Source organism: Robiginitalea marina (assembly GCF_024006985.1).
In the GTDB taxonomy this organism is placed as follows: domain Bacteria; phylum Bacteroidota; class Bacteroidia; order Flavobacteriales; family Flavobacteriaceae; genus Robiginitalea; species Robiginitalea marina.
In genome coordinates this window covers 602835-626194 of record NZ_JAMXIB010000001.1, presented here as the reverse complement: position 1 = coordinate 626194, position 23360 = coordinate 602835, and the positions used below count along the sequence as shown (strand labels likewise).

The following is a 23360-nucleotide window of genomic DNA, read 5'->3' as shown; positions in this document are numbered from 1 at the left end:
GCCAGGTAGGGGCAGCGCCCCCGCCCCCCAACGGCAAAATAGGCGCTGGTACTGAAACGCCCGATCAGGGAACAAACCGGGGGGCTACCCGCCCCTCCCCGGCTTACAAGATACCTTCAAGCCCTGCATTATCCTGGCAGCCCATCTCCCAAAGGGGGCTTCCAGCCCCGCCCCGGAAGGCAAAGTAATGCGGTGATGCGGCAAGGGCCCAGCAGGAGAAGCTTTTTCAGGAAACCGGAACCCCCGGGGACATACGCCCCCTTCCCCACAATGGCAATATATCCGCATATCCTGAAACTTCCTGGCAACCAGGATTCTAACGGGCCAGCTAACTGTACTGTTCAAAGCTGACGGTCATCGGGAGGATTGGAACACAATCCCGCTTCATGCTGACATTGGGGGGAAAGGCAGCCGGTGCAGGAGACCCGCATGAAAATCAAAAAGTGCCAGGGATCCTGATAATCTTTATTCCTCAGTTGTACCTTTGCCCACAAAAGGGGATAAATACGACCAACATGGCCCTCAAGAAGTGGAAAATCAGTTATAGGGAGGAGGAACACTGGAATACCGGGACCCATCTGTTGGGGATCCTATTGGGGATCCTGGGAGGAATTTTCATGATTCAGAAAGTTGAGGGAACCGATGCTCTGACGCGGCTTTCCGTATGGATTTACAGCGCCTCTGTAATCATCCTGTTTGCTGCATCCACCATTTATCACGCGGTGGCCCACCCACGGATCAAGCGCAGACTCCGGGTCCTGGATCATATTAGCATCTACCTGCTTATTGCCGGCACGTATACGCCCGTTGCCCTGATAACCCTTAGGGACGGAAGCGGGTGGTGGCTGTTCGGTGCCGTATGGGGAATGGCTTTGTTCGGCACAATCCTGAAATTATTTTTCACGGGCCGTTTCGAAATTTTTTCCCTGCTCCTGTATCTGCTAATGGGTTGGTTGGTGGTAATCGACCTGCGGGACCTCCTGGCTCACCTGAATCCGGAGGGCAAGTACCTCCTCATGGCGGGCGGGGCCTTTTATACCGTAGGGATATTATTCTACGCGATCCGAAAAATACCCTTCAACCATATGATCTGGCATTTTTTCGTGTTGGGCGGTGCCATCTGCCATTGGTGGTTTATTTACCTGGATATCCTTCCTTAGCCATATCCTTAAAGGAGGTAAGCCAGGATCATCCCCAGTGCGATAGCCCCTAGTTTCTTGAGGTTTACCGCATGTTCCCGGGAACTTTCAAAAAGGATGATGGTAGATACATGAAGGATCATACCGATCACCAGGGCCAGGAGGTAATTATAAATTCCTGAAATGACCTCGAAGCTTCCCACCCATGTGCCCAATGGGGTCATCAGGGCGAAAGCCAGGATAAAGCCCCATGCGGCCTTCCCCGACAGGCCTGACCGCAGCAAAAAGCCGCCCAGGATAAGGGCAACGGGAATTTTGTGGACAACTATTCCCCAGACTACAGGTTGGTTTTCCGACAGGGGGATCCCTTCCAGAAAGGCGTGCAGGCCAAGGCTGATGAATAGCGGCCAGGGGAAGTACTCCTGCCGGCGCTCCCCATGCACATGGCCGTGTTCGGCACCTTTCGAGAAAAACTCCAGAATGATTTGCACCAGGATGCCCAGGGCGATGAATACCCCGGTCAGCTTCGTATCCGCGGTCGTATAGACCTCAGGGAAAAGTTCAAAAAGGGTAACGGAAAGCAGGAAAGCCCCGCTAAAAGAGAGCAGTAACCTGTGGTCTTTCAATCGAAGCCCTGGCAGCAAGAGCAGCATTAGAAAGCTCAGGAGCACGGCCAGAGCCGGCAGGATCAGTTCAGGGGAAAACGGGGTTAATGGCATCATCGGATAGCGGTGGGCTAATTTAATGTATTTTTGGGGTTTCAAATGAGATTGCCATGGCGGAAAACTTCAAAATGCTTGCCAAGACCATGTATGGCCTCGAATCCGTGCTGGCTTCGGAACTTCGTTCCCTTGGGGCGGGTAAGGTTAATGAGGGGGTCCGCTCTGTCTTCTTCGAAGGGGACCAGGGGTTTATGTACAAGGCGAATCTTTGCCTGCGTACCGCCTTGCGCATCCTGAAACCCATACATACCTTTCAGATAAAGCGCCCGGAGGATTTATATACCAGGATCCAGGAGGTTGACTGGTCGCGGTATCTCGATCCGGGAATGTCCTTTGCCGTGGATACGGTATTGCTTAGCGACTATTTTACGCACTCCCTTTTTGTGTCCCAGAAGACAAAAGACGCCATTGTCGACCAGATCCGTAAGCAAACCGGCACCCGTCCAAATGTTTCCCTCTCAAACCCGGATGTGCGTATCCACCTGCATCTTCAGGGAAACACAGGACACCTTTCCCTGGATAGTTCCGGGGAATCGCTTCACCGTCGGGGGTATCGGACCGCCACAAACAAGGCCCCCATAAACGAGGTTCTGGCCGCAGGAATCCTGTTGCTGGCCGGCTGGAACGGACAATCGGATTTCCTTGACCCCATGTGTGGCAGCGGTACCCTGCTGGTTGAGGGCGCTATGATTGCCTGCAACATCCCGGCGAATCTCCACCGGAAACACTTTGGATTCCAGGGGTGGAAGGACTATGACCCAAACCTCTTTAAAACCATTTACGAGGCCTCCCTGGGACGCACCAGGGATTTCCCGCATACCCTTGTTGGATACGACAAAGCTCCCTCAGCGGTGCTTAAAGCGCAGGAGAATGTAAGCGGGGCGAACTTATCCGATTTTATCAGCATCATGCAGGAAGATTTCTTCAAAACTTCCAGGGACAGGGAAGCCCCCCTCTTCCTGGTATGCAACCCTCCCTATGGGGAACGGCTACCTGTAGAAACGGAACAATTTTACGCCCAGTTCGGGGATACCCTTAAACAGGGGTACCCTGACACCCGGGCCTGGCTGTTTACCGGGAACCTCGAGGCCATGAAGTGGGTCGGGTTGCGGCCATCGAGGAAAATAAAACTCTTCAATGGCAGCATTGAGTCCAGACTGCTCCTCTATGAAATATACGCGGGAAGCAAAAAGGGAAAATTCCAGTAGGCAAAGGGCCTATTTAGGGGGTGGGGCCGTTTTCTCCCGCGCTTTCCTGTATAGGGGCAGGAAGTAGCTCAGCGTGTAGTTAAAGCCTAACCCGAAACGACTCCCGTCCGTCTTACGGTTAAACCCGGGGATCCAAAGGTTAGACATTACCTCCGACTCCTTGTTGGTGATCAATACTCCAAGCCGTACACTGGCACCCAGGTAAAAATTGGCAAACAATTCGGCTTTAGCCCCCAGGACCAGTTCCAGCCAGGAGGCGTTCAGCCCGGAATATTCCCCCAGGGCCTCAGAACCGGGAACAAACCCCTCGGGGGTCCAATAACGGTTGCTGTCGTAGAGGGAGTAGTTATTGAGTGTTTTGGTAAAGGTGGAAAACGCATAGCGGGCCCCCACAAAAAGACTGTTGTTCATCCCATACCAGTTCTCGTAGGTATTGTAGTCGACCCCAACCTTGGCATAACTCCCTGAGCTGGTGAAGTCATACAGGGTGAGGACATTCACCTTGGGTTCATTGTCCAGAAGTTCCTCCACCGTCCGAGATTCATTCCCCAGTTCAGCCGCGAGGAACAGCCGTTGCCCGATCCGGAAATCCCCCGTGATTTCGATGCCCTGGTACTGGTCGTTAAGGGCCGAAATCAGTGGTCGGCTCAGGTCCACGCCTACCCGGAGCCCGTATTTCTCCGATTTTTTCAGGCTGTCGCGAGCCGCCTGCTGCCCATACCCCTGGAAGGCCAGGATAGTGCAGCAGAGCACCAGCAATTTAATGGAATACGAATACATGGGGTTGCAGGGTTTGTACGGTAGGGTTGACCACCTCAACGCTTTGGATCCAGTTTCCGTCCCCGGTTTGCACTTCGGCCCCCAGCTCATCATATTGGGCAACGAAGCCACACGCCCGGGAGATGAAGACCTCGCGGGTCTGGTAGTTGAAACGGACCGTGTCGGCATTCCCCGTTTCGCCCCCTTCCCCGTCCTGGGAGTTGAAAATAAGGATAAAGGTAGTCTCCGGTTCCCCGGGTCGCAGGGGTAGGGCAATGGAATCGCGGTTGGAGCGGTCTGCAAAGGTGTTTACAGGAGCATCCTGGCCGAGGCCGATCACGCGAAGCCTGGTTACGGCCTTTGAAGTTTCGGGTGATGCATTGTCAAAGAACCGCAGGACGAGCAGGGCGGTATCCCCATCCACGCAGATGTCGTCCTTTTCACAGGACCAGAAAGCGCCCAGCAAAAACAGGAAACAAAGCCCTGTGACCAGGAAAGCCCTGAAAAATCGGAAGGGGAGTCGTAGCATGAAGGGCAAATTACGGATTATTCTTCCGTTGTAAAAGTACAATATTTTCCACGTGGTGGGTCTGAGGAAACATGTCTACCGGTTGTACGCGGGTTACCCGGTACAGGCCTTTCATCAGTTCCAGGTCGCGGGCCTGGGTCGCGCTGTTGCAGCTCACATAGACGATCCTTTCCGGAGCAATGGCCAGGATCTGCGCCACCACTTCCCGATGCATCCCATCCCTGGGGGGGTCGGTAATGATCACATCAGGGGTTCCATGGGCGGAAAGGAAATCATCGGTAAACAAAGCTTTCATGTCGCCGGCAAAAAACGAGACATTTTCAATCCCATTATCCCGGGCATTGTTTTTTGCCGCTTCAATGGCTTCCGGCACCGCTTCGATCCCCACTACCTTCCCGGCCTGCCGGGCGATAAACTGTGCAATGGTGCCCAGTCCCGTATACAGGTCATATACCAGTTCATGCCCCTGCAAGGCTGCAAATTCCCTGACCTTGCGGTACAGCTCCAGGGCCTGGGCACTATTGGTCTGATAAAACGATTTTGGGGTGATCCGGAATTGAAGGTCTTCTATGTATTCGGTAATATAGGGTTTGCCGGAGTAGCAGACCAATTCCTGGTCATAGAGGGTATCGTTCTTCTTTTGGTTGATCACGTAATAAAGGGACGTTATTTCAGGGAATTTCCCTTTGAGATAGTCGAGCAGGACCTCCCTTTCAGCGGGTTGGTCGTCAAAAAACTGCAGCAGGACCATAAGTTCCCCGCCCAGGGTATTGCGGAGCATCAGGTTCCTGAGCATGCCCTCCTGCCGGCGCGGGTCAAAGAAGGAAAGGCCGTGTTTTTCAGCAAATTCCTTCACGGCCAATCGTATCGCTTCAGATGGGGGCGCCATCAGGTGACATTCCTTGAGGTCCAGGACCTTATCCCACATTCCCGGGATATGGAGCCCCAGGGCATTGCGGTTTTCAATGGCTTTCCCGCCTTCCAATTCCGCCGGTTCGAGCCACCGGTTGTTTGAAAAGGAGAATTCCATTTTGTTGCGGTAGCCAAATTGTTCGGCCGATCCCAGGATGGGTGAAATTTCAGGCAGTTCCAGCTTTCCGATGCGCTGCAGGTTATTTACGACTTCCTTTTCTTTGAATTTGAGTTGGGCCGGGTACCCCATATTCTGCCATTTGCAACCGCCACAGGTGCCGAAATGGAGGCAACGGGGTTCAATGCGCAATGTGGAAGGTTCCAGCAATTCCGTCACAAACCCCTCGTAATATCCTTTTCGTTTTTTGGTCACCTGTACCGAAACCCGGTCGCCCGGGACGGCATTCTTAAGGAAGACCACCCGGCCATCGGGGGCTTTGGCCACAGCCTTGCCCTTTGCCCCGGCATCTATGACTTCAAGGCCATGAAAAACCGGATTTTCTTTTCGTCGTGCCATAGCGCAAAAGTACTTCCTTTTCCCCAATCGGGTGGAGGAATTCACCATTGGAGGATCGGGCCGCCCAGCTCCCTGCAGGATGCCGATTTGAGGGCATTTTCTTGTACTCCGGAGGGAATAATTTGTACTTTTATCCCACTTCGCGGATGATTTCTCTCCCAAAGCAGGAATGGTAAACGGTTAATCTTAAATCTACGATTTCATGTCAGTAATGGAACAACTCAGCACGAAGGAGGCGATGGCCCTTGAGGCGAAGTATGGCGCGCAAAATTACCATCCATTGCCCGTGGTCCTGAGCAGGGGAGAAGGGGTCTTTGTCTGGGATGTGGAGGGCCGAAGGTATTACGACTTCCTGTCAGCCTATTCCGCAGTCAACCAGGGACACTGCCACCCGCACATCATTGGGGCCCTGAAGGCCCAGGCCGAAACCCTTACCCTAACTTCCAGGGCCTTTTACAACGACCAGTTGGGGCAGTACGAAAAATACATCACCGAATATTTTGGCTTCGATAAGGTCCTGCCCATGAACACCGGGGCAGAAGCCGTGGAGACCGCCATCAAACTGGCCCGGAAATGGGGGTACGAAAAAAAAGGCATTCCCGCTAACAAAGCCAGGATCGTGGTGTGTCAGAATAATTTTCACGGGCGTACCATTACCATTATTTCCGCTTCGAACGACCCGATCGCAACTGAGAATTTCGGGCCATTTACCCCTGGGATCATCGCGGTACGGTATAATGACCTCAGCGCCCTTGAGGAAGTCATGTCTGAGGATGTGGCCGCTTTTTTGGTGGAACCCATACAGGGCGAAGCCGGGGTATATGTACCCGACGAGAATTACCTGAAGGAAGCTTACCGTATCTGTAAGGAGCACAATGTGCTGTTTATTGCCGATGAAGTCCAGACAGGCATTGCCCGCACCGGCAGGCTGCTGGCCAGCTGCGGGAACTGCAGCTGCCCCGATAGGAACTGTTCGGGGACCCCGGAAGTAAAGCCCGATATCCTGATCCTGGGGAAAGCCCTTTCGGGAGGGGTATTCCCGGTTTCTGCCGTGCTGGCCAACAATGAAATCATGGAAGTCATCCGCCCGGGGAACCACGGGTCCACATTCGGGGGAAATCCAATTGCCTGTGCAGTAGCCATGGCGGCCCTGGAGGTGGTGCGCGAGGAGCGCCTGGCAGATAGGGCGGAGCGCCTGGGTAAAATCTTCAGGGAAAAGATGGAAGAAGTAATCGGGGAAACCGACCTGGTAACCCTGGTCAGGGGCAAGGGGCTGCTTAATGCCATTGTGATCAATGATACGGAAGACAGCTCCACCGCCTGGGACATTTGCATGGCCCTGAAGGAAAATGGCCTTTTGGCCAAGCCAACCCATGGGAACATCATCCGATTTGCACCCCCGTTGGTAATGACGGAGGAACAAATCCTGGATTGCGTGGGCATCATCAGGAAAACCCTCCTGGAATTCAGAGTTGATTAAAACAAAAAACCCCGAAGGAGCTCCTTCGGGGTTTGTTTTTTTTAGTTACGCTTAGGAACGTACTTCCTTGATCCGGGCTTTCTTCCCGGTCAGGCCTCGGAAATAGAAAATCCGGGCGCGACGCACCTTTCCGCGCTTGTTGATCTCAACCTTCTGGAGGGCGGGCATGTTGATCGGGAAAATCCGCTCGACCCCAACGGTACCACTCATTTTGCGGATGGTAAACGTTTCGGTGGCTCCGGAACCCCGACGCTGGATGACAACCCCGCGAAAGAACTGGGTCCGGGTTTTTTCCCCTTCCTTGATTTCGTAATACACGGTGATGGTATCTCCGGCAGAGAACTCCGGAAAATCCTTTTTGGCAACAAATTCGTTTTCAATAAAACTGACTAAGGATTCCATGGCATGGCTTTAAGTTTCCTCGAACCAACGTTCACGAGTTTCGTCAGAGGTTGATCCAAAATCGTGTGCAAAAATAATGCAATAATCGCAATTGGCAAGGAAAATCATTCCATTTTTGACCCATCCGGGAGGTTCAGCAAATCGGGCCGCCTTTCCATGGTCCTTCGGTAGGCCTGTTCTTCCCTCCAGTCCTCGATTTTATTAAAATCCCCGCCAAGGAGTACTTCAGGAACCTTTAAGCCTTTGAATTCCCTTGGGCGCGTATATACCGGTGGCGCCAGGAGGTTGTCCTGGAAGGTGTCTGTGAGGGCCGAGGTTTCGTCGTTCAATACCCCGGGGAGCAGCCTTATGACGGCATCGCAGAGTACTGCTGCAGCCAGTTCGCCGCCTGACAGGACATAATCCCCGATGGAAATCTCACGGGTGACCCAGAGGTCGCGGATCCGCTGGTCGATTCCTTTGTAGTGCCCACAGAGGATGAGCAGGTTTCGTTTCAGGGATAACCCGTTGGCCATGGCTTGTTTCAATGGATGGCCATCCGGGGTCATGTAGATTACCTCGTCGTATTCCCGCTCGCTGGTAAGGGCCTGCAAACAGCGGTCCAGGGGGCCTGGCATCAGGACCATTCCGGCCCCTCCGCCAAAAGCATAATCGTCCACCTGTTTGTACCGGTTGGAAGCATAGTCCCTGAGGTTATGCAGGTGTACCTCGACCAGGCCTTTTTCAATAGCGCGCTTAAGGATCGAGGCTTCGAAAGGACTCCTAAGGAGTTCGGGCAATACGGTAACGATGTCTATACGCATGGGAACTCGACTGGCTTCAGGCCCCGGGGCCGTGAACGATGGAAAACCCGGCCAAAGGCAGGAACAAGACCCCGGGGATTGGGGCTCCGGAAATCATCCGGGTTATCCCTCTCACCTGGGAACGCGCCCTCAGGGCTTCCCTTTTTTGTATTTGTTGATCTCGTCCTGTAACTGCCTGCTGATCCGCTGCTCCCGTTCCAGGGCCTTTCTGCGGTGCTCCTCATACTCGGCTTCCAGGTCGCCCAGTTTTATCTTGGCTTCCTGTGTCAGGACATTGCTCCTGTTGAATTTATAGACGAACAGCAACAGGAACAGCCCCAGGACCAAAATAATAGTCCAAAGGACCAGGTTATAAGTCGTCTTAGATACCTGGGCGCCGAAGAAGGACATACTGTCTTTTTCCCCGGTGACTTCCTCCAGCTGTTTTGTGGTATTTTCCAGTTTGCCATTGAGGTCTTCTATGGTACCCAATTGCCTGTCGATGGTGGCCTTGAGTTCGCCTACCCGGGTCCCATAGGCGCTTAGGCTATCCAGGATGTTTCCCTTTATTTTATCCAGATAGATCCGGCGCACCACCTCGTAGCTCACGCCCTCGGCATTGTAATTCCCCGACTTGGTATACAGGTATTCGAACTGGCTTTCAATGGGTCCCCCATCGAGAGAGGGCTCATCGGGTGTTTCCTGCCCGCGGGTGAGGGCGGCCCCGATCAGGGCACAGGCGAGGATGACTCTTTTTAGTGGCGTCATGTTAGTCTGTCATTAAGTCAATAAAGATTCAAGGAACTCCAAAAGTACTCCAAAGCCGGGGAATATTAAAGGTACCCCACCGGTTCTTACCTATATACGGCCGAAACCGCCATGTGGTTCACCGCAGGGGTTCAACTTTTAGTAGTATGTAAACCGGCGTACCCGGGCAATATACTTGGCCAGGCGGATGACCTGATGGGCATATCCGTATTCGTTGTCGTACCAGATATAGAGTACGATGTTTTTCCCGTCAGGGGAAATGATGGTGGCCCGGCTGTCGTAAATGGCAGGGGCCGAAGTCCCTATGATGTCCGACGAAACCAGTTCGTTGCTCAGGGAATATTTGATTTGTTCCACCAGGTCGCCCTCCAGGGCGTATTTTTTCAGGATGGTGTTAATTCCCTCCAGGGTGGTCTTGTTCTGGAGTTCCAGGTTCAGGATGGCCAGGGACCCGTTGGGCACGGGCACCCGGATGGCATTGGAGGTCAGTTTCCCCTCAAGGGCGGGAAGCGCCTTGGCTACGGCTTCCCCCGCCCCGGTTTCCGTGATGACCATATTCAGGGCCGCCGCCCGCCCCCTGCGGTATTTGGAATGGATGTTATCGACCAGGTTTTGGTCATTGGTGTAGGCATGGATGGTTTCAATATGCCCTCTTTCAATGCCCAGGCTGTCTTCCACCACCTTCAGCACGGGGGTTATGGCATTGGTAGTGCAGGAGGCGGCGGAGTAGAGGTTTACCTTTCCCGGATCGAATTCCCTGTGGTTGACCCCGTGGACAATGTTCGGTACGTCTTTACCCGGAGCCGTGAGCAATACCTTTGACGCCCCTTTGGACTTCAGGTGCCTCCCAAGGGCGGTTTTGTCCCTGAAAGCTCCGGTATTGTCTATGACCAGGGCGTCTTTTATGCCAAAGGCAGTGTAGTCTATTTCTTCAGGCGTATTGGCCGCAATCATGTGTACGGTGGTCCCGTTGATCACCAGGGCCATTTTATCGGGGTCTGCCTCGACCGTACCGCTGAACTGGCCGTGGACGGAATCGGTCCGCAAAAGGGCAGCCCGTTTTTCAAGGATCTCAGGGGTGAGCTTTCCCCGGGTAACCACAGCCCTCAGTCGAAGCTGGTTTCCCTTCCCTGTCTTGGCCATCAACTCCCTGGCCAGCAGCCTCCCGATACGGCCAAACCCATAGAGCACCACATCCTTGGGTTCAATACCCGGATAGGATTGTGCATCCCTTAGTTTATCCAGTATAAAGGCCTTTACATTGTGGTACACATTATGATGGTCGGAATGGTACTCAAAGGTCAGCTTTCCGATATCAAGCTTGGAGGGGGGCAGGGGGATATCGTTGATGGCGCGCAGCAGTTCCACGGAGTCAAAAATGGAAATGGGCTTCTGTACAAACTGTCCGGCGTATTCGTGCAGGTTGATGATATCGCTGACATTCCGATCTATGATCTGGTTCTTGAACAACACGACCTCGATGGATTTATCGTACCACAGGTCGCTGATGATCTTGATGAATTCGGTGGTGGCTTTCCTGCGGTCGGCCTGAAAGGCCAGTTCTTTCTCGTAGGTATTGTTGCTCATGGAACGGGTTTTAAGAATACTGCAAAAGTATATGTTTCAAACGTTCTCGCCATGCGAATTAGTGTACAAAAAACCCCACCGGTTCAGGGGTGGGGTCAGGTTTTTTTCAGGATGGGATTACTGGAAGATGAGCCGTTCCTTTTCACCCTTCTCGTCCATCAGGGTAATGCTGGTTTGCCCGTAGCGCGAAATTTCCCCAAAGTATTTGCCGGCGTCCTTTACATCCCTTATCGCCTGTCCGTCCACCGCCAAAATGACCTTGCCCACCAACCCGTATTTCTCGGAACTCGGCGGGACCGCCAGGATTTTCACCCCCTGATCGGTCTTGAATTTTTTGCGGTCGGCTTCAGAGAGATTCTTCACAGTAAAGCCCAACAGGGGTAGCTGCAGGGTTTGTCGTTCCCGGACCTCCACGGGTACGGAAACAGATTCCCCACCCCGCTCCAGGCGGACTTCAACCCTGTCCCCAGGGCTCTTGGAGGCAATATACCCGGTAAGGTCCGTAAAGGTCCTGATTTTGACCCCGTCGACCTGTTTGATGATGTCCCCTTGTCTGAGCCCGGCCTGCTCCGCGCCGGAGTCTTCCTCCACGCTTTCCACATAAACGCCTTCTACGGCGTCAATGCCCCTTTCCTTAACCAGGTCGGGCCGCAGGGTTTGTACCCCAAGCACGCCTTTGATGACACTTCCGTATTCCAGCAGGTCCTGCACCACCTTCCGGGCGATATTGCTCGGGACGGCGAAAGAATACCCGATATAGGAACCGGTCTGGGAAGTGATGGCGGTGTTGATACCGACCAGGTCGCCGCGGATATTGACCAAAGCCCCGCCGCTGTTACCGGGGTTTACCGCAGCATCGGTTTGGAGGAAGGACTGGTTCCTGCCCAGGTTCCGGGCCTTGGCACTGACAATCCCGGCCGTAACCGTGGAGGTGAGGTTGAAGGGGTTCCCCACGGCCAGGACCCATTCCCCCACTTTCACCTGGTCGGAATCGCCAAAGGCGAGGTAGGGCAGGCCCTCTTCTTCAATTTTCAGCAAGGCGATATCCGTGGTTGGGTCCGTCCCCACCACAGTGGCCTCATAGGTCTTGTTGTTGTTCAGGGTTACCATGAGCTGGTTTGCCTGGGCAATCACGTGGTTGTTGGTCACCACGTACCCGTCCGGGGAAATAATCACCCCGGAACCTGTACCCACCTGCGGGCGTGCCCGTTCCTCATATCCATAGAAGAACTCGAGGAGGCTGGGTCCCCGGCTCAGGGTAATGTTTTTGACGTGTACTACGGCATTGACGGTGTTTTCCGCCGCAAGGGTAAAATCGACGCCTTCAATGGCTGCCCCGGCGGGGTAGACCGGCAGGTTGCTGGTCTGGAAAACCGGCAGTTCCTGTCCGGAGGAAATACCGTGTGCAGAAGGATTCTCAAAAAGGAGTTTATAGGCTCCCAAGGTAAGGGTTCCCGCCAGCAAAGCGACGAGAAACAAGCTTCCGGTTCGCTTCATAATCTTGGTTTTTGAATGGTAAAGGTAACGGTTTTTGAAGGCATCCTATTTTCGTTTAACGACATTTTAACGGCTTGGGGGCATATGATAAAATGTATCTTTGCAGGGAACCCGAACGATGCAAATGACGTTTTACAAATACCAGGCAACGGGGAACGATTTCATCCTCATCGACAACCGTGAGGGCCTATTCCCAGGGGAAGACAGCGGCCTCATAGCGCGCCTGTGCCACAGGCGTTTCGGGATAGGGGCCGACGGCCTTATCTTGCTTGAAAGCCATGACTCGGCAGATTTCCGGATGGTCTATTTCAATTCCGATGGCAACGTGGGCAGCATGTGTGGCAATGGTGGTCGTTGCATTGTCGCTTTTGCCGGGCTGCTGGGCCTTACAGGAGATACCTGCAGGTTTATGGCAGTGGACGGACCCCACCTGGCCCGGGTCGAAAACGGAACCGTTTCCCTTCAGATGTCCGATGTAACCGAAGTCCATGCTACCCCCAGATACTTGTGGCTCGACACCGGGTCGCCCCACCATGTGCAGCTTTGGGAACATTGGGAGGAACTGGACGTACAGCGCGAAGGCAGGCGCCTTCGCTATGGCCTTTACGGCGCTTCGGGGAGCAATATTAATTTTGTGCAGGCCCTGGGTGGGAACCGCTTCCGCGTGCGCACCTACGAGAGGGGGGTGGAAGACGAAACGTATTCCTGCGGCACGGGGGTTACAGCGGTGGCCCTGGCCATGCATTATCTGGGCAAGCTTGCCGCTTCCCCGGCAAGGATAGATACCCCGGGAGGGGAACTCGAGGTGCGTTTTGTCGCTACGGGCGGCGGCTATTCGGATATCTGGCTCAAAGGTCCGGCCCAACTGGTCTTTAAAGGCGAATGGAAATGAACTACCTGCAGGGCGACACCGTATTGCTTAGGGCGTTGGAGCCGGGAGACCTGGAATTTCTCTATGCCATGGAGAATGACCCTGGCATTTGGGGGGTCAGTGGCACCCTGGCCCCGTATTCCAGGAAAGTCCTTAAGGACTACCTCGACAGGGCACACCTTGATATTTATGAAGCCCGTCAATTGCGGCTGGCCATCAATTCCCGCCGGGAAAGCCACCTTGTGGGCCTGGTGGATTTATATGATTTTGACCCGGTGAACCTCAAGGCAGGAGTGGGGATCCTCATCTCCGCCCGCCACCGGGGCCACGGCTTTGGGAGCCAGGCCCTAAGGGTGTTGTGCGATTATGCTTTCGGGGTGCTTCAGTTGCACCAGGTCTATGCCAGCGTGGGGGTTTCCAATGCCCCAAGCCTCGGGCTGTTTCGAAAGGCGGGATTCCGGGAAACCGGCATCCGCCTGCATTGGCTCCGGACCCCCGAAGGATTTGAAAATGAAGTTTTTTTTCAAAAATTCAGGGAAAATGTATCTTAAACGGATCCTGTTGTTTGTGGTATTCCTGGGCCTGCTGCTCGGTGGGCTGTTTGCGGCCATGGTGTACCGTACGTTTTTCAGCCCGAACACCGCTTTTTCGAATGAAGTCGCCTATATCTACCTGCCTTCGGATGCCGATTTTGCACAGGTAATGGAGCAGGTTGGCCCGTTGCTCAAAGACCCTGACGCCTTTGCAGCCGTGGCCCGGAGAAAACAGTATGCCACCCGCATAAAGGGCGGGCGGTACCCCATTGAAAAGGGGATGAACAACAACGAAATCGTCAACTCCCTCAGGAGCCGGAACACCCCGGTGAAGGTTTCCTTCAATAACCAGGAGACCCCGTCCCTGCTGGCCGGGAGGATTGCCAGCCAGCTTGAGGCCGATAGCGCCTCCCTGTACCAGGCGATTACGGACCCGGAATTCCTGAGGGCCAACGGATGGAGCCAGGACCAGGCCCTGTTGCCCTATATCCCGAACAGCTACGAATTTTACTGGAACACCCCGTCGCTTGAATTCCGCGAGCGTATGCTGAAGGAATACCAGCGTTTCTGGTCGGGGGAACGCCTGGAAAAGGCGCAGTCGCAGGGCCTGAGCCCGGAAGAAGTCATCGCGCTGGCGTCCATTGTCCACAAGGAAACCGCGCGGGTGGAGGAACGGCCCAGGGTGGCCGGGGTGTACCTGAACCGCCTGCGCGGGGGCATGCTCCTGCAGGCCGACCCCACGGTAATTTTCGCCCTGAAGAAATCAACAGGGAACTGGGATACCGTCATAAGGAGGGTGCTGTATCGCGACCTGGAGATCGATTCCCCCTTTAATACCTATAAATATGCGGGGATCCCCCCGGGACCTATTGCCATGCCCGACATTTCGGCTATCGACGCGGTATTAAACCCGGAAAAGCACCAATACCTGTACTTTGTGGCAGATACCTCCAGGCCCGGCTTTCACCTGTTTGCGCAGACCCTTGCACAGCACAACCGGAACAGGGAGCAGTACGTCCGTTGGATCAACGCCCAGGATATCCGCAGATAAGCAGATACCCTACGGTTTTGGGTAGTTCACCCGGGATTTTGCCCGTTTTAAGAAAAAATTGGGCTTTTCAGGCAAAAGAGGCCGTATCTTTGCCCCGAGAACGTTAAGCAGGACCGTCATGGTCCGTAAGTCTTAAGAAAGCCACTATATGAGAAGAAGGATTCGCCTTTTAGGTCCTTTTATCATGATCTTTGTTTTAGCGAGTTTTGACTCAGAATCCGGGGAGCATACTGCTGTCCGGGTACCTGAATCGCTGAAGGTTTTAGATCCCGTTGCCGTACTGCAACCCGCCCTACCCGTAGCTCAGCAATCCTCTATCATACATCCGCCCTTCCTGGGCACCTCGGTGATCGGCTTCCGCGAGGCCCTGGCCTTTAAGGAATCCAGGGGAGATTATTTCAGCACCAATACCCTGGGTTATTTGGGCAAGTACCAGTTTGGGATAGGGACCCTCCAGCTGATGGGGGTTTATAATGCCACCAAATTCCTGGCGAACCCCGAACTGCAGGAACGGGTATTTGAATCTAACCTGGCCAGGAACAAATGGATTTTGCGAAAAGATATCCCCCGCTTTGTCGGCAGGCGGATCAATGGGGTGGAGATTACTGAATCCGGAATTTTGGCCGCCGCCCACCTGTCGGGGCCGGGGAATGTGAAAAAATTCCTGAGGTCCAACGGGGCCCATGACGTTTCGGATGCCTTTGGGACTTCCATTACGCATTACCTGAAAAAATTCAAGGGATACGACACCTCCTCCATCCCCCCCGAGAAGAACCCCAGGGTACTACATTAGATTTCCTGCCTCCCTTCAGGCCTGAAGGGCAAAAATCGCGGGCCTTTTATGCAGGTCGGGGATTTCCCCGGGCCACTCCGATACCCTTAGCGTTCGGATCGTTTCGCTTTTAAGGGTAAGGTCTGCCGCCACACAGAGCAAGGTGTCGCGGTGCAGGGTTCGCAGGAGTTCCGAAAAAAGTTTGTCGTTGCGGTACGGGGTTTCCATGAAGAGTTGGGTTTGCCCGCTCTCCCTCGATTTCTTTTCAAGGGATTTCAGCGTTTTTTTACGCTCCGCCGGTTCGATCGGCAGGTAGCCGTTAAAGGCGAAGTTCTGCCCGTTCAACCCACTGGCCATGAGGGCGAGGATAATAGAGGACGGACCCACAAGGGGGACCACCCGGATCCCTTTCCCATGGGCCAGCCTTACGATATCCGCCCCGGGGTCGGCAATAGTGGGACACCCGGCTTCCGAAAGGACACCCACCGACTCCCCTTGCAGGCAGGGTTCCAGGAACCCTGGGATGGATGCGGGTTCCGTGTATTTATTCAGGAGGTAAAGTTTCAGGGAGGGCTGCGGTTTTCGCGGCGCTATTTTTTTGATGAACCTCCTGGCGCTTTTTTCGTTCTCCACGATGAAATGGGTGCAGCCTTCCACCACCTGCTTAACGATAAAGGGCAGGACCTCAAGGGGCTCGGTGTCCCCCAGGGGGGTTGGGATCAGGTAAAGTTTCCCGTATGCGGAATGTTCATTTTCCATAAGCTGTCTTTAGGGCAACAGGGCAGGCAGGAGGCGGTCACAGGCCTGATCGATCATCCGGAATACCGCTTCAAAACCCTCTTCACCCCCATAGTACGGATCGGGGACTTCCCCTTCCCGGATCCCGGAGGCCTCCAGGAGCAGGGCGGTCTTGGCCCGGTCCGATGGATTGCGCGCTAACTGGCGCAAGTGTCGTAAATTTTCCAGGTCCATGGCAAAAATATAGTCAAACCGGTCAAAATCGGATACTGTGAACCTCCTGCAGCGCTGGGCGCTTATATCTATGCCGTGTAGTGCCGCCACAGCCACCGACCTGGGGTCCGGTGGGTTTCCGATGTGGTACCCGGCGGTCCCCGCGGAATCCACTACGATATGGCCCGGGTCGGTTTTTGATGCCAGGATGCCTTCTGCCAGGGGAGATCGACAGATGTTACCCAGGCAAACCATCAGCACGCGTACCTGCATTATGGATCAGGAAAATTTCTTGTTGAGGTCGTCGATGTATTTTCGGAACTGCTTGTCCGTCTCCGCCAGATTGTCTACGGTTTTGCAGGCATGCAATACGGTGGCGTGGTCGCGTTTCCCGATTTGGGAACCGATGCTGGCCAGGGAGGCCTTGGTGTATTTTTTGGCAAAGAACATGGCCAGCTGCCTGGCCTGTACGATATGCCTCTTTCGGGTTTTGGACTGGAGGGTGGCCACATCCATTTCAAAGTAATCGGACACCACCTTCTGGATGTAGTCGATGGAGACCTCCCGCTTGGTGTTCTTCACGAATTTTTCTACCACCTGCTGGGCCAGTTCCAGGGTTACCTCCCTTTTGTTGAAGGACGACTGGGCGATGAGCGAAATAATCGCTCCTTCCAGTTCCCTGATATTCGACTTGATGTGTTTGGCCACGTAGTCGATGATTTCGTCTGGCATTTCCACCCCGTCGCGGTAGAGCTTGTTTTTGAGGATGCTGATGCGGGTCTCGTAATCCGGGCTTTGCAATTCCGCCGAAAGCCCCCACTTAAAGCGAGAGAGCAGGCGCTGCTCGATGTCCTGCATGTCCACGGGGGCTTTGTCGGAGGTCAGGATCACCTGCTTGCCGTTTTGGTGCAGGTGGTTGAAAATGTGGAAAAAGACATCCTGGGTCCCCGATTTCCCGGAGAGGAACTGCACATCGTCAATAATCAGGACGTCGATGAGCTGGTAGAAATGGATGAAATCATTCCGGGTATTTTTCTTGACTGATTCGATATACTGCTGGGTAAACTTCTCGGCAGAAATATAGAGGACGGTCCTTTCCGGGTATTTGTCTTTGATCTCCACCCCAATGGCGTGCGCCAGGTGGGTCTTCCCAAGGCCTACCCCACCGAAGATAAGCAGGGGGTTGAACGAAGTGCCCCCCGGCTTGTTGGCAACGGCAAGGCCTGCGGATCGCGCCAGCCGGTTGGAGTCGCCTTCCAGGAAGTTCTCGAAGTTGTACCCCGGGTTGAGCTGCGATTCTATCTTGATGTTCCGGATCCCGGGGATCACAAACGGGTTTTTGAGTTCCGGGTTTTTGGATTTAATGGGTACGTCCATCTCCTGGGGCATGAGCTGCCCCCTGTTGGCGCTGGGGATTTTTTCCGTAAAGGGTTCGCGGTTCCCGTAGGTATTCTCCATTTTGATCACGTAGACCAGTTTGGCCCCCTCACCAAGTTCCCGGGTGAGGGCTACCTTGAGCAATTTGATGTAATGCTCCTCGAGCCACTCATAGAAAAATTTACTGGGGACCTGGATGCTCAGGGATTTCTCAGAAAGCCGAACAGGCTTAATGGGCTCAAACCAAGTCTTGAATGCCTGCGGCTGGATGTTGTCTTTTATAAAAGCCAAACAATTTTCCCATACGGAATTCGCAGAAACATTCATTAGTAAGCTAATCTTGTATTGGTTAGTTGACGCTTAGTTGGTATAAAAAAAGACAGTAGATCTGTCTGGCTAGAGCGAGACAAATATGTGAACAAAAAACCTAAAAAAAAAATCAGAACAGGGTTGAAATTCTCCTTTTTTTTTCGCAAGTTCTAAAGCGTTCCAACATCATTTAAATATATCAAATTTCACCCGTCTTTTATGCATTCTCACCAGATTTCTTTCAGGGTCCGCTATGGGGAAACCGACCAGATGGGAGTGGTCTACCATGGCAATTACCCGCAATTCCTGGAGATGGGCCGGGTAGAGTGGTTACGCAGCTTCGGAATTTCCTACAAAAGCATGGAAGAAAACGGATGCATGCTGCCGGTAATTTCCTTAGAAATGCAGTTTAAAAAATCTGCCGTTTACGACGAGGTCATTACGGTGCATACCCGGTTACGGGAATTACCAGGGGTGCGGATCTCTTTTGACTATGAAATCCGGGGGGAAGACGGCTCCCTCCTGGTCACGGCCCAGACCGATCTTGCCTTTGTGGATATGCGTACCAAACGGCCCGTAAGGTGTCCGTCCTACCTTATGGAACGATTACAATAAGGGCCCGTTAGTCCCGGGTTCCGTGTATTTTGATCGTCAATGGCCCCAGCGACCGCAACCCTTCCAGGACGCGGTCCAGATCAGCCGGGGGCACCGCCAGCTCAAGGGCGCAGTCGAGTGCCATCTGCTGGGAACGAAGCTCCAGCTGGTTTTGGGCTATAAAGCGCATTACAGCGTCCAGGCGCTCATATTCGAATAGCAGGCCAAGCACTTCCACCGGTTCCACTTCCAGGACCACCGCGTTCTCAAGGGCCAGGCCAGCCGCATTCCGGTAGGCCTGAATCAGCCCCCCAACCCCGAGTTTGGTGCCCCCGTAATAGCGCACTACGCAAACGAGCACATCGGTAAGGCCTGAAGACTCGATTTTTCCAAGGATTGGGGCTCCTGCGCTGTAGGCGGGTTCCCCGTCATCGCTGACCCGCACCGCTCCGGGTAGGGGCCCGATCCGGTACGCATAGCACACATGGGTAGCCCCGTGGTGTTCTTTTTTCAATGCGGTCAGGGATGCCTCGGCCTCCTCCCGGGTTTTGGCCGGGAAGGCATAGCCCATGAATTTGCTCTTTTTTTCCCGCAGGGGAAACGGCCCGGATGGCCCGGCAAGGGTTTTATGGGTTTGGCCGCCTTCCGACATCAGAACAGACTGATTACAACAATACTCAGGACTGCCAGCGCGACGCCCATCCAGTTTTTGGGACTCATGGTTTCACGGAACAGCAGAATCCCCAGGAGGGTAGTCAGCATCACAATGGTCACGTTGTTTAGGGTGAACACCGAGGCACTGTTCAACCCGCCATGCTGCAAGGCCCTGAGCAGGAAATAGATCGAAAAGTAGTTGGGTACTCCAAGCACAATGCCCCCCAGCAGGTTCGCCGGCCGCCACCGGAGAAGGTCTGCCGGGCTCCTCAAGAGGAGCACCCCCAGCCCGGTAAGGGCGGCAAAGCCAAAAATAGTGGCGGAGAAAATGGGGTATTCCGCTTCCGGGACCTGTGTGGCCTGAAGGTATTTGATGCTGGTGTCGATAACGCCGGACCCCAGGAAGACGAAGAAAGGCAGGTAAAGCGCCCGCCGGCTGAACCGGAACTTTTCGTTTTTCAGGGAGGCAAAATACACGGCTACCAGGGCCATAAGGATCCCCAGGACCTTCATGGCGCTGAGGTGTTCCCCATAAAGCAGGAGACCCGCAATTACCGGGATCACCAGGGACATTTTGGTGGCGATGGAGGCGACGGAAACACCCAGCCTTTGCGAGGTCCGCGCCATCAGGTTGAAAATAAGGATAAAAATACCCCCCAGTATTGCGGCCCCTGCCAGCCAGGGTTGCTGTGGCAGTTCTGAGGGCCCGAGGCTTCCCCCGTAAAGGGCGAGCCCGGTAAGAAGGGCTGTGAGGTAATTGGCCACTATGGCGTGGAAGGTAGCGACCCTGTAGGTGTCGAAAAGTTTAAAGACCACAAAAATGAGGCTCGAGCATAGGATGCTCAGAAACAAATCCAACATTTACAGCAGTTTTTTTTCCAGTTCCAGGATGGAATCGACCCCTACCCGGAAATGCCAGGTGTGGATGCCCAGGCTGGCAGCGCCCAGGGTGTGTTCCAGGGTATCGTCGATAAAGAGGGTTTCCCCTGCCTGCAGCCCGTGCCTGTCAAGGACATACTCGAATATTTCCCGGTCCGGTTTGCGCATGCCCAATTCATGGGAGAGGTAAAACCCCTCAAAACAATTGCGAAACGCTACGAAACGGTCGGTGCCCATAATGCTTTCCACAGCTTCCATGTGGAGGGCATTGGTGTTGCTCAGCAGGAACATCCGATGCGATCCGGCAGCCTTCAACCTGCTGATGAATTCCTGCCTTTCGGGGGGGAAGTCTGCCACGGTGCCGTTCCAGATCTGCTGTACCTGGTCCCTCCCGATCCCCGGGAGTGCCTGCTGCACCCCTTTTAGGAAGCCCTGGGTGCTTACCATGCCTTTTTCGTATTGCCGGGCCAGGGGCAGGAGTTCCCCGGCCGCCCCGTGCCGGTTGAAAGTGCTGAGGCCCCTCGGAACCGATTCCATATCGAGGTTGATCAACACCCCCCCAAAATCAAAAATAAGGTTCTTAATCATGGCTGAAGATTTTGACGCGGTCCTGCCCGGCGGCGAATTCCCCGATCAGGGTTCCTCCCGACCGGGGCGCGGGCAGGCCGCCCCCAAGGGAACGGGGGCTTTCGATTACACGGGCCTCATCCCAAAGCCCCGCCTTGATAAACCCCCGGAGGGTTTCGGCCCCCCCTTCCACGATCAGGCTCAAAACCTGCTTTTCCCAAAGGAGGTGCATCAGATCCGGTAGGGGATCCCCCTCGAAATCCAGGGCCTGGTAGGTAATCCGCCCATTGGGTTCCCTCACCTGGTCTGGGGCACAACAAACCAGCGTGTCTGCCTGCCCGTCGAAAACCCGGTAGCCTGCAGGCACGCGCAGCGTGCGATCGAGCAGCACCCGCAAGGGGTTCCTGCCTTTCCATTCCCGGGTGGTGAGGGCCGGGTTGTCTTCAATGGCCGTGCGGGTGCCTACCAAAATCGCCTGTTCCTCGCTGCGCCACTGGTGGGCGAGTTGCCGGGCGCGAGGGCCTGAGATCCAGTAAGGGCGTGCTTCCCTGTCGCGCAGACCTTTTTCAGGGGCAAAGAACCCATCGGCGCTTTGTGCCCATTTTAAAATCACGTAGGGCCGACGCTTTTCATGAAAGGTGAGAAAGCGTTTGAGGTGTTCCCGGCATGCGGCCTCCAAAACCCCGGTCAGGACTTCGCACCCGCCTTCCCGGAGCTTTGCAATGCCCTTCCCGCCTACCTTGGTGTGGGGATCGGGAATGCCCAATACCACTTTAGGGATGCCTTTTTCCAGGATGAGATCGGTACAGGGCGGGGTTTTCCCATAGTGGCAACAAGGCTCCAGGCTTACATACAGGGTGGCTTCTTTCAGCAGGGACTGGTCTTTCACAGAGGCGATGGCGCGCACTTCGGCATGGGGCCCCCCGTAAGGGCTGGTGAAGCCTTCCCCGATGACCCGGTCCCCATGGACCACCACGGCCCCTACCATGGGGTTCGGCGCCGTGTTTCCAAGGCCGTTTTTGGCGATCTGCAGGCAACGGGAAAGGTATTTTTCGTGTATCTTCACCCCGCAAAAATAGCACATTGCCCATGAATCCCGACGGCCTTCTGATCCGCCCGGTTTTTCCGGAAGACAACCAGATGCTGGCTTCCCTCATCAGGGAAGTTCTCGTTGAACTGGGAGTGCCCAGGGTAGGCACGGCCTATGCCGATTCCGCCGTGGACCGGATGTATGAAACCTATCAGGCCCCCCGTTCGGCCTACTGGGTGGTGGCCGGCGGCTCCGGGGTATGGGGCGGGGGAGGCATAGCCCCCCTGGAAGGGGCTGAAAGGGGCATTTGCGAATTGCAGAAGATGTATTTCAGGAGTGCCCTGCGCGGCAAGGGCTGGGGAGACCGGTTACTCACCCGTGCCCTGGAAGAGGCCGTCCGGCTGGGCTTCGAAAAATGCTACCTGGAAACCATGCCCTACATGGAAGCCGCCCAGAAGCTATACCAGCGCCATGGCTTCGGCTATCGCGACCGGCCCCTTGGGCAAACCGGGCATACTTCCTGTACGGTCTGGATGGAAAAGGAACTTGTATAGCCTTTGCGATTGAAGGGTCTCAGACAGATACGGCAAGACTATCGGGAGCGACTAAAGGCCCAGTACCCGCCCGAGGAAATCGACCACGTGTTCAACATCCTCCTGGAACACTTCCTCGGATTGCCCAGGATTACCCTGGCCATGGAACCGGGCAAAACCCTTTCCGAAAAGCAGGCCCAACCCCTGCTGGATGCCCTTGACGCCCTTAAGGCGTACCAACCGGTCCAATACATAACGGGCAGGGCCCCGTTTATGGGAATGGACCTCAGGGTAACCCCTGAGGTACTGATCCCCAGGCCTGAAACCGAAGAACTGGTCCTTTGGATCCTTGAATCCCCGGGGTTTTTTCCCCGGGAATGCCGCTTTATGGATGTGGGAACGGGAAGCGGATGCATTGCCCTGGCCCTTAAGCAGGCCCTGCCCGCTGCAGAGGGCCACGCCATGGATATATCGGGGAACGCATTGGAAATAGCGCGATCAAACGCCATGGCACAGGAGGTGGAACTGGCATTCCACCAAACCGACCTGCGCCTCCCGGAGGGGGAGTGGCCCGAGTTTGACCTGCTGGTCTCCAACCCACCTTATGTTCCCCTGTCCGAAAAGGACCGGATGATGCCCCGCGTGGCCCTGTCAGAACCCCATACGGCCCTGTTTGTTCCAGATACAGATCCGCTTTTGATGTATCGACACCTCGCCCGTTTTGGTTCGGCACACCTCAAAACAGGGGGGTGGCTGTATCTTGAGGTCCATGAAGCATTTGGAAAAGGGGTGGCCGGCCTGCTGGAAGGGGAAGGTTTTGCCCATGTTATCCTGAAAAAGGATATTTTTGGCAAAGACCGTTTTGTAAGAGGCCAATGGCAGGGCTGGAGGCCTGCGGTGCCTGCCGGCGGGGGGAACACAAAATCAGACGATTAGG

At 54.7% G+C, this 23360-nt stretch carries 26 protein-coding genes; 10 read left to right on the top strand and 16 right to left on the bottom strand.

Going from position 1 to position 23360, the window contains the following annotated elements; translation table 11 throughout:
* Window positions 1-515 precede the first annotated feature (515 nt).
* On the top strand, window positions 516-1160 hold the full coding sequence (gene trhA, locus NG653_RS02790; protein ID WP_252740134.1) for a PAQR family membrane homeostasis protein TrhA: 645 nt from the start codon (window positions 516-518) through the stop codon (window positions 1158-1160).
* 8 nt (window positions 1161-1168) lie between these two features.
* Here trhA and NG653_RS02785 read toward each other — a convergent pair whose 3' ends face one another.
* On the bottom strand, window positions 1169-1861 hold the full coding sequence (locus NG653_RS02785; protein WP_252740133.1) for a ZIP family metal transporter: 693 nt from the start codon (window positions 1859-1861) through the stop codon (window positions 1169-1171).
* Window positions 1862-1914: 53 nt separating this feature from the next.
* Here NG653_RS02785 and NG653_RS02780 point away from each other — a divergent pair, with 53 nt between their 5' ends.
* On the top strand, window positions 1915-3069 hold the full coding sequence (locus NG653_RS02780; RefSeq protein WP_252740132.1) for a THUMP domain-containing class I SAM-dependent RNA methyltransferase: 1155 nt from the start codon (window positions 1915-1917) through the stop codon (window positions 3067-3069).
* Between the two features lie 9 nt (window positions 3070-3078).
* Here the strand turns inward: NG653_RS02780 and NG653_RS02775 are convergent, their stop codons facing one another.
* The 3 genes from NG653_RS02775 to rlmD are packed head-to-tail and all read right to left on the bottom strand — an operon-like array spanning window position 3079 to window position 5786.
* A complete protein-coding gene (locus NG653_RS02775) occupies window positions 3079-3849 on the bottom strand; it encodes a DUF6048 family protein (protein WP_252740131.1) in 771 nt (256 codons plus the stop codon).
* The gene (locus NG653_RS02770; RefSeq protein ID WP_252740130.1) at window positions 3830-4357 is read right to left on the bottom strand and encodes a DUF6452 family protein; all 528 of its coding nucleotides are present in this window, start codon (window positions 4355-4357) and stop codon (window positions 3830-3832) included. Before NG653_RS02770 ends, NG653_RS02775 begins: the two co-directional genes overlap by 20 nt.
* 10 nt (window positions 4358-4367) lie before the next feature.
* On the bottom strand, window positions 4368-5786 hold the full coding sequence (rlmD, locus tag NG653_RS02765; RefSeq protein WP_252740129.1) for a 23S rRNA (uracil(1939)-C(5))-methyltransferase RlmD: 1419 nt from the start codon (window positions 5784-5786) through the stop codon (window positions 4368-4370).
* Between the two features lie 202 nt (window positions 5787-5988).
* On the opposite strand from rlmD, the gene rocD reads away from it, so the two are divergent.
* On the top strand, window positions 5989-7266 hold the full coding sequence (rocD, locus tag NG653_RS02760) for an ornithine--oxo-acid transaminase (protein WP_305882145.1): 1278 nt from the start codon (window positions 5989-5991) through the stop codon (window positions 7264-7266).
* 51 nt (window positions 7267-7317) lie between these two features.
* On the opposite strand, the gene rplS is transcribed toward rocD, so the two are convergent.
* The 5 genes from rplS to NG653_RS02735 all read right to left on the bottom strand — a co-directional run bounded on the left by rplS (window position 7318) and on the right by NG653_RS02735 (window position 12302).
* Window positions 7318-7668: a 50S ribosomal protein L19 gene (gene rplS, locus NG653_RS02755; RefSeq protein ID WP_252740128.1), complete on the bottom strand. Its 351-nt coding sequence runs from the start codon at window positions 7666-7668 to the stop codon at window positions 7318-7320.
* Window positions 7669-7772: 104 nt separating this feature from the next.
* Window positions 7773-8471 (bottom strand): tRNA (guanosine(37)-N1)-methyltransferase TrmD, encoded by a 699-nt coding sequence (gene trmD, locus NG653_RS02750; RefSeq protein WP_252740127.1) that lies wholly within the window; start codon window positions 8469-8471, stop codon window positions 7773-7775.
* A gap of 129 nt (window positions 8472-8600) precedes the next feature.
* On the bottom strand, window positions 8601-9218 hold the full coding sequence (locus tag NG653_RS02745; protein WP_252740126.1) for a tRNA (guanine-N1)-methyltransferase: 618 nt from the start codon (window positions 9216-9218) through the stop codon (window positions 8601-8603).
* Between the two features lie 138 nt (window positions 9219-9356).
* On the bottom strand, window positions 9357-10805 hold the full coding sequence (locus NG653_RS02740; RefSeq protein ID WP_252740125.1) for a glyceraldehyde-3-phosphate dehydrogenase: 1449 nt from the start codon (window positions 10803-10805) through the stop codon (window positions 9357-9359).
* Window positions 10806-10922: 117 nt separating this feature from the next.
* Complete coding sequence (locus tag NG653_RS02735) at window positions 10923-12302, bottom strand: trypsin-like peptidase domain-containing protein (protein WP_252740124.1); 1380 nt, start codon at window positions 12300-12302, stop codon at window positions 10923-10925.
* 118 nt (window positions 12303-12420) lie between these two features.
* On the opposite strand from NG653_RS02735, the gene dapF reads away from it, so the two are divergent.
* The 4 genes from dapF (at window position 12421) to NG653_RS02715 (ending at window position 15550) form a co-directional block, all read left to right on the top strand.
* Window positions 12421-13194 (top strand): diaminopimelate epimerase, encoded by a 774-nt coding sequence (gene dapF, locus NG653_RS02730; RefSeq protein ID WP_252740123.1) that lies wholly within the window; start codon window positions 12421-12423, stop codon window positions 13192-13194.
* Window positions 13191-13724 carry a GNAT family N-acetyltransferase gene (locus NG653_RS02725; protein WP_252740122.1) on the top strand — a complete coding sequence of 178 codons (534 nt, stop codon included), beginning with the start codon at window positions 13191-13193 and terminating at the stop codon, window positions 13722-13724. The genes dapF and NG653_RS02725 overlap by 4 nt, the downstream gene beginning before the upstream one ends.
* Window positions 13714-14757, top strand: coding sequence for an endolytic transglycosylase MltG (gene mltG, locus NG653_RS02720; protein WP_252740121.1), 1044 nt, complete (start codon window positions 13714-13716; stop codon window positions 14755-14757). Before NG653_RS02725 ends, mltG begins: the two co-directional genes overlap by 11 nt.
* Before the next feature lie 148 nt (window positions 14758-14905).
* A complete protein-coding gene (locus NG653_RS02715) occupies window positions 14906-15550 on the top strand; it encodes a hypothetical protein (RefSeq protein WP_252740120.1) in 645 nt (214 codons plus the stop codon).
* 15 nt (window positions 15551-15565) lie between these two features.
* Here the strand turns inward: NG653_RS02715 and NG653_RS02710 are convergent, their stop codons facing one another.
* Genes NG653_RS02710 through dnaA form a run of 3 tightly spaced genes read right to left on the bottom strand, consistent with a single transcriptional unit; the run spans window position 15566 to window position 18184 of the window.
* Window positions 15566-16288 carry an SAM-dependent methyltransferase gene (locus NG653_RS02710; RefSeq protein WP_252740119.1) on the bottom strand — a complete coding sequence of 241 codons (723 nt, stop codon included), beginning with the start codon at window positions 16286-16288 and terminating at the stop codon, window positions 15566-15568.
* A gap of 9 nt (window positions 16289-16297) precedes the next feature.
* Window positions 16298-16753 carry a low molecular weight protein-tyrosine-phosphatase gene (locus NG653_RS02705; protein WP_252740118.1) on the bottom strand — a complete coding sequence of 152 codons (456 nt, stop codon included), beginning with the start codon at window positions 16751-16753 and terminating at the stop codon, window positions 16298-16300.
* 6 nt (window positions 16754-16759) lie between these two features.
* Complete coding sequence (gene dnaA / locus NG653_RS02700; RefSeq protein WP_252740117.1) at window positions 16760-18184, bottom strand: chromosomal replication initiator protein DnaA; 1425 nt, start codon at window positions 18182-18184, stop codon at window positions 16760-16762.
* 201 nt (window positions 18185-18385) lie between these two features.
* Here dnaA and NG653_RS02695 point away from each other — a divergent pair, with 201 nt between their 5' ends.
* A complete protein-coding gene (locus NG653_RS02695; RefSeq protein ID WP_252740116.1) occupies window positions 18386-18781 on the top strand; it encodes an acyl-CoA thioesterase in 396 nt (131 codons plus the stop codon).
* A 7-nt stretch (window positions 18782-18788) separates the two neighbouring features.
* On the opposite strand, the gene NG653_RS02690 is transcribed toward NG653_RS02695, so the two are convergent.
* Genes NG653_RS02690 through ribD form a run of 4 tightly spaced genes read right to left on the bottom strand, consistent with a single transcriptional unit; the run spans window position 18789 to window position 21926 of the window.
* The gene (locus tag NG653_RS02690) at window positions 18789-19412 is read right to left on the bottom strand and encodes an IMPACT family protein (protein ID WP_252740115.1); all 624 of its coding nucleotides are present in this window, start codon (window positions 19410-19412) and stop codon (window positions 18789-18791) included.
* On the bottom strand, window positions 19412-20275 hold the full coding sequence (locus NG653_RS02685; RefSeq protein WP_252740114.1) for an EamA family transporter: 864 nt from the start codon (window positions 20273-20275) through the stop codon (window positions 19412-19414). The genes NG653_RS02690 and NG653_RS02685 overlap by 1 nt, the downstream gene beginning before the upstream one ends.
* A complete protein-coding gene (locus tag NG653_RS02680; protein WP_252740113.1) occupies window positions 20276-20881 on the bottom strand; it encodes an HAD family hydrolase in 606 nt (201 codons plus the stop codon).
* The gene (ribD, locus tag NG653_RS02675; RefSeq protein ID WP_252740112.1) at window positions 20874-21926 is read right to left on the bottom strand and encodes a bifunctional diaminohydroxyphosphoribosylaminopyrimidine deaminase/5-amino-6-(5-phosphoribosylamino)uracil reductase RibD; all 1053 of its coding nucleotides are present in this window, start codon (window positions 21924-21926) and stop codon (window positions 20874-20876) included. The genes NG653_RS02680 and ribD overlap by 8 nt, the downstream gene beginning before the upstream one ends.
* A 23-nt stretch (window positions 21927-21949) precedes the next feature.
* Between ribD and NG653_RS02670 the strand changes: the two genes are divergently transcribed.
* Together NG653_RS02670 and prmC are read left to right on the top strand one after the other, a co-directional pair.
* Window positions 21950-22444: a GNAT family N-acetyltransferase gene (locus NG653_RS02670; RefSeq protein WP_252740111.1), complete on the top strand. Its 495-nt coding sequence runs from the start codon at window positions 21950-21952 to the stop codon at window positions 22442-22444.
* 9 nt (window positions 22445-22453) lie between these two features.
* The gene (prmC, locus tag NG653_RS02665) at window positions 22454-23359 is read left to right on the top strand and encodes a peptide chain release factor N(5)-glutamine methyltransferase (protein WP_252740110.1); all 906 of its coding nucleotides are present in this window, start codon (window positions 22454-22456) and stop codon (window positions 23357-23359) included.
* Window position 23360: the final 1 nt, after the last annotated feature.

Excerpts from the sequence above, each read along its gene's own strand:
- NG653_RS02780 (WP_252740132.1), top strand. The coding sequence starts at position 1,915 with ATGGCGGAAAACTTCAAAATGCTTGCCAAGACCATGTATGGCCTCGAA.
- NG653_RS02710 (WP_252740119.1), bottom strand. The coding sequence starts at position 16,288 with ATGGAAAATGAACATTCCGCATACGGGAAACTTTACCTGATCCCAACC.
- trmD (WP_252740127.1), bottom strand. The coding sequence starts at position 8,471 with ATGCGTATAGACATCGTTACCGTATTGCCCGAACTCCTTAGGAGTCCT.
- NG653_RS02770 (WP_252740130.1), bottom strand. The coding sequence starts at position 4,357 with ATGCTACGACTCCCCTTCCGATTTTTCAGGGCTTTCCTGGTCACAGGG.
- NG653_RS02725 (WP_252740122.1), top strand. The coding sequence starts at position 13,191 with ATGAACTACCTGCAGGGCGACACCGTATTGCTTAGGGCGTTGGAGCCG.
- NG653_RS02695 (WP_252740116.1), top strand. The coding sequence starts at position 18,386 with ATGCATTCTCACCAGATTTCTTTCAGGGTCCGCTATGGGGAAACCGAC.
- NG653_RS02745 (WP_252740126.1), bottom strand. The coding sequence starts at position 9,218 with ATGACGCCACTAAAAAGAGTCATCCTCGCCTGTGCCCTGATCGGGGCC.
- NG653_RS02735 (WP_252740124.1), bottom strand. The coding sequence starts at position 12,302 with ATGAAGCGAACCGGAAGCTTGTTTCTCGTCGCTTTGCTGGCGGGAACC.
- NG653_RS02715 (WP_252740120.1), top strand. The coding sequence starts at position 14,906 with ATGAGAAGAAGGATTCGCCTTTTAGGTCCTTTTATCATGATCTTTGTT.
- rplS (WP_252740128.1), bottom strand. The coding sequence starts at position 7,668 with ATGGAATCCTTAGTCAGTTTTATTGAAAACGAATTTGTTGCCAAAAAG.
- NG653_RS02690 (WP_252740115.1), bottom strand. The coding sequence starts at position 19,412 with ATGTCGGAAGGCGGCCAAACCCATAAAACCCTTGCCGGGCCATCCGGG.
- trhA (WP_252740134.1), top strand. The coding sequence starts at position 516 with ATGGCCCTCAAGAAGTGGAAAATCAGTTATAGGGAGGAGGAACACTGG.
- NG653_RS02670 (WP_252740111.1), top strand. The coding sequence starts at position 21,950 with ATGAATCCCGACGGCCTTCTGATCCGCCCGGTTTTTCCGGAAGACAAC.
- NG653_RS02685 (WP_252740114.1), bottom strand. The coding sequence starts at position 20,275 with ATGTTGGATTTGTTTCTGAGCATCCTATGCTCGAGCCTCATTTTTGTG.
- NG653_RS02705 (WP_252740118.1), bottom strand. The coding sequence starts at position 16,753 with ATGCAGGTACGCGTGCTGATGGTTTGCCTGGGTAACATCTGTCGATCT.
- dnaA (WP_252740117.1), bottom strand. The coding sequence starts at position 18,184 with ATGAATGTTTCTGCGAATTCCGTATGGGAAAATTGTTTGGCTTTTATA.
- rlmD (WP_252740129.1), bottom strand. The coding sequence starts at position 5,786 with ATGGCACGACGAAAAGAAAATCCGGTTTTTCATGGCCTTGAAGTCATA.
- rocD (WP_305882145.1), top strand. The coding sequence starts at position 5,989 with ATGTCAGTAATGGAACAACTCAGCACGAAGGAGGCGATGGCCCTTGAG.
- dapF (WP_252740123.1), top strand. The coding sequence starts at position 12,421 with ATGCAAATGACGTTTTACAAATACCAGGCAACGGGGAACGATTTCATC.
- NG653_RS02785 (WP_252740133.1), bottom strand. The coding sequence starts at position 1,861 with ATGATGCCATTAACCCCGTTTTCCCCTGAACTGATCCTGCCGGCTCTG.
- NG653_RS02740 (WP_252740125.1), bottom strand. The coding sequence starts at position 10,805 with ATGAGCAACAATACCTACGAGAAAGAACTGGCCTTTCAGGCCGACCGC.
- mltG (WP_252740121.1), top strand. The coding sequence starts at position 13,714 with ATGTATCTTAAACGGATCCTGTTGTTTGTGGTATTCCTGGGCCTGCTG.
- NG653_RS02775 (WP_252740131.1), bottom strand. The coding sequence starts at position 3,849 with ATGTATTCGTATTCCATTAAATTGCTGGTGCTCTGCTGCACTATCCTG.
- NG653_RS02680 (WP_252740113.1), bottom strand. The coding sequence starts at position 20,881 with ATGATTAAGAACCTTATTTTTGATTTTGGGGGGGTGTTGATCAACCTC.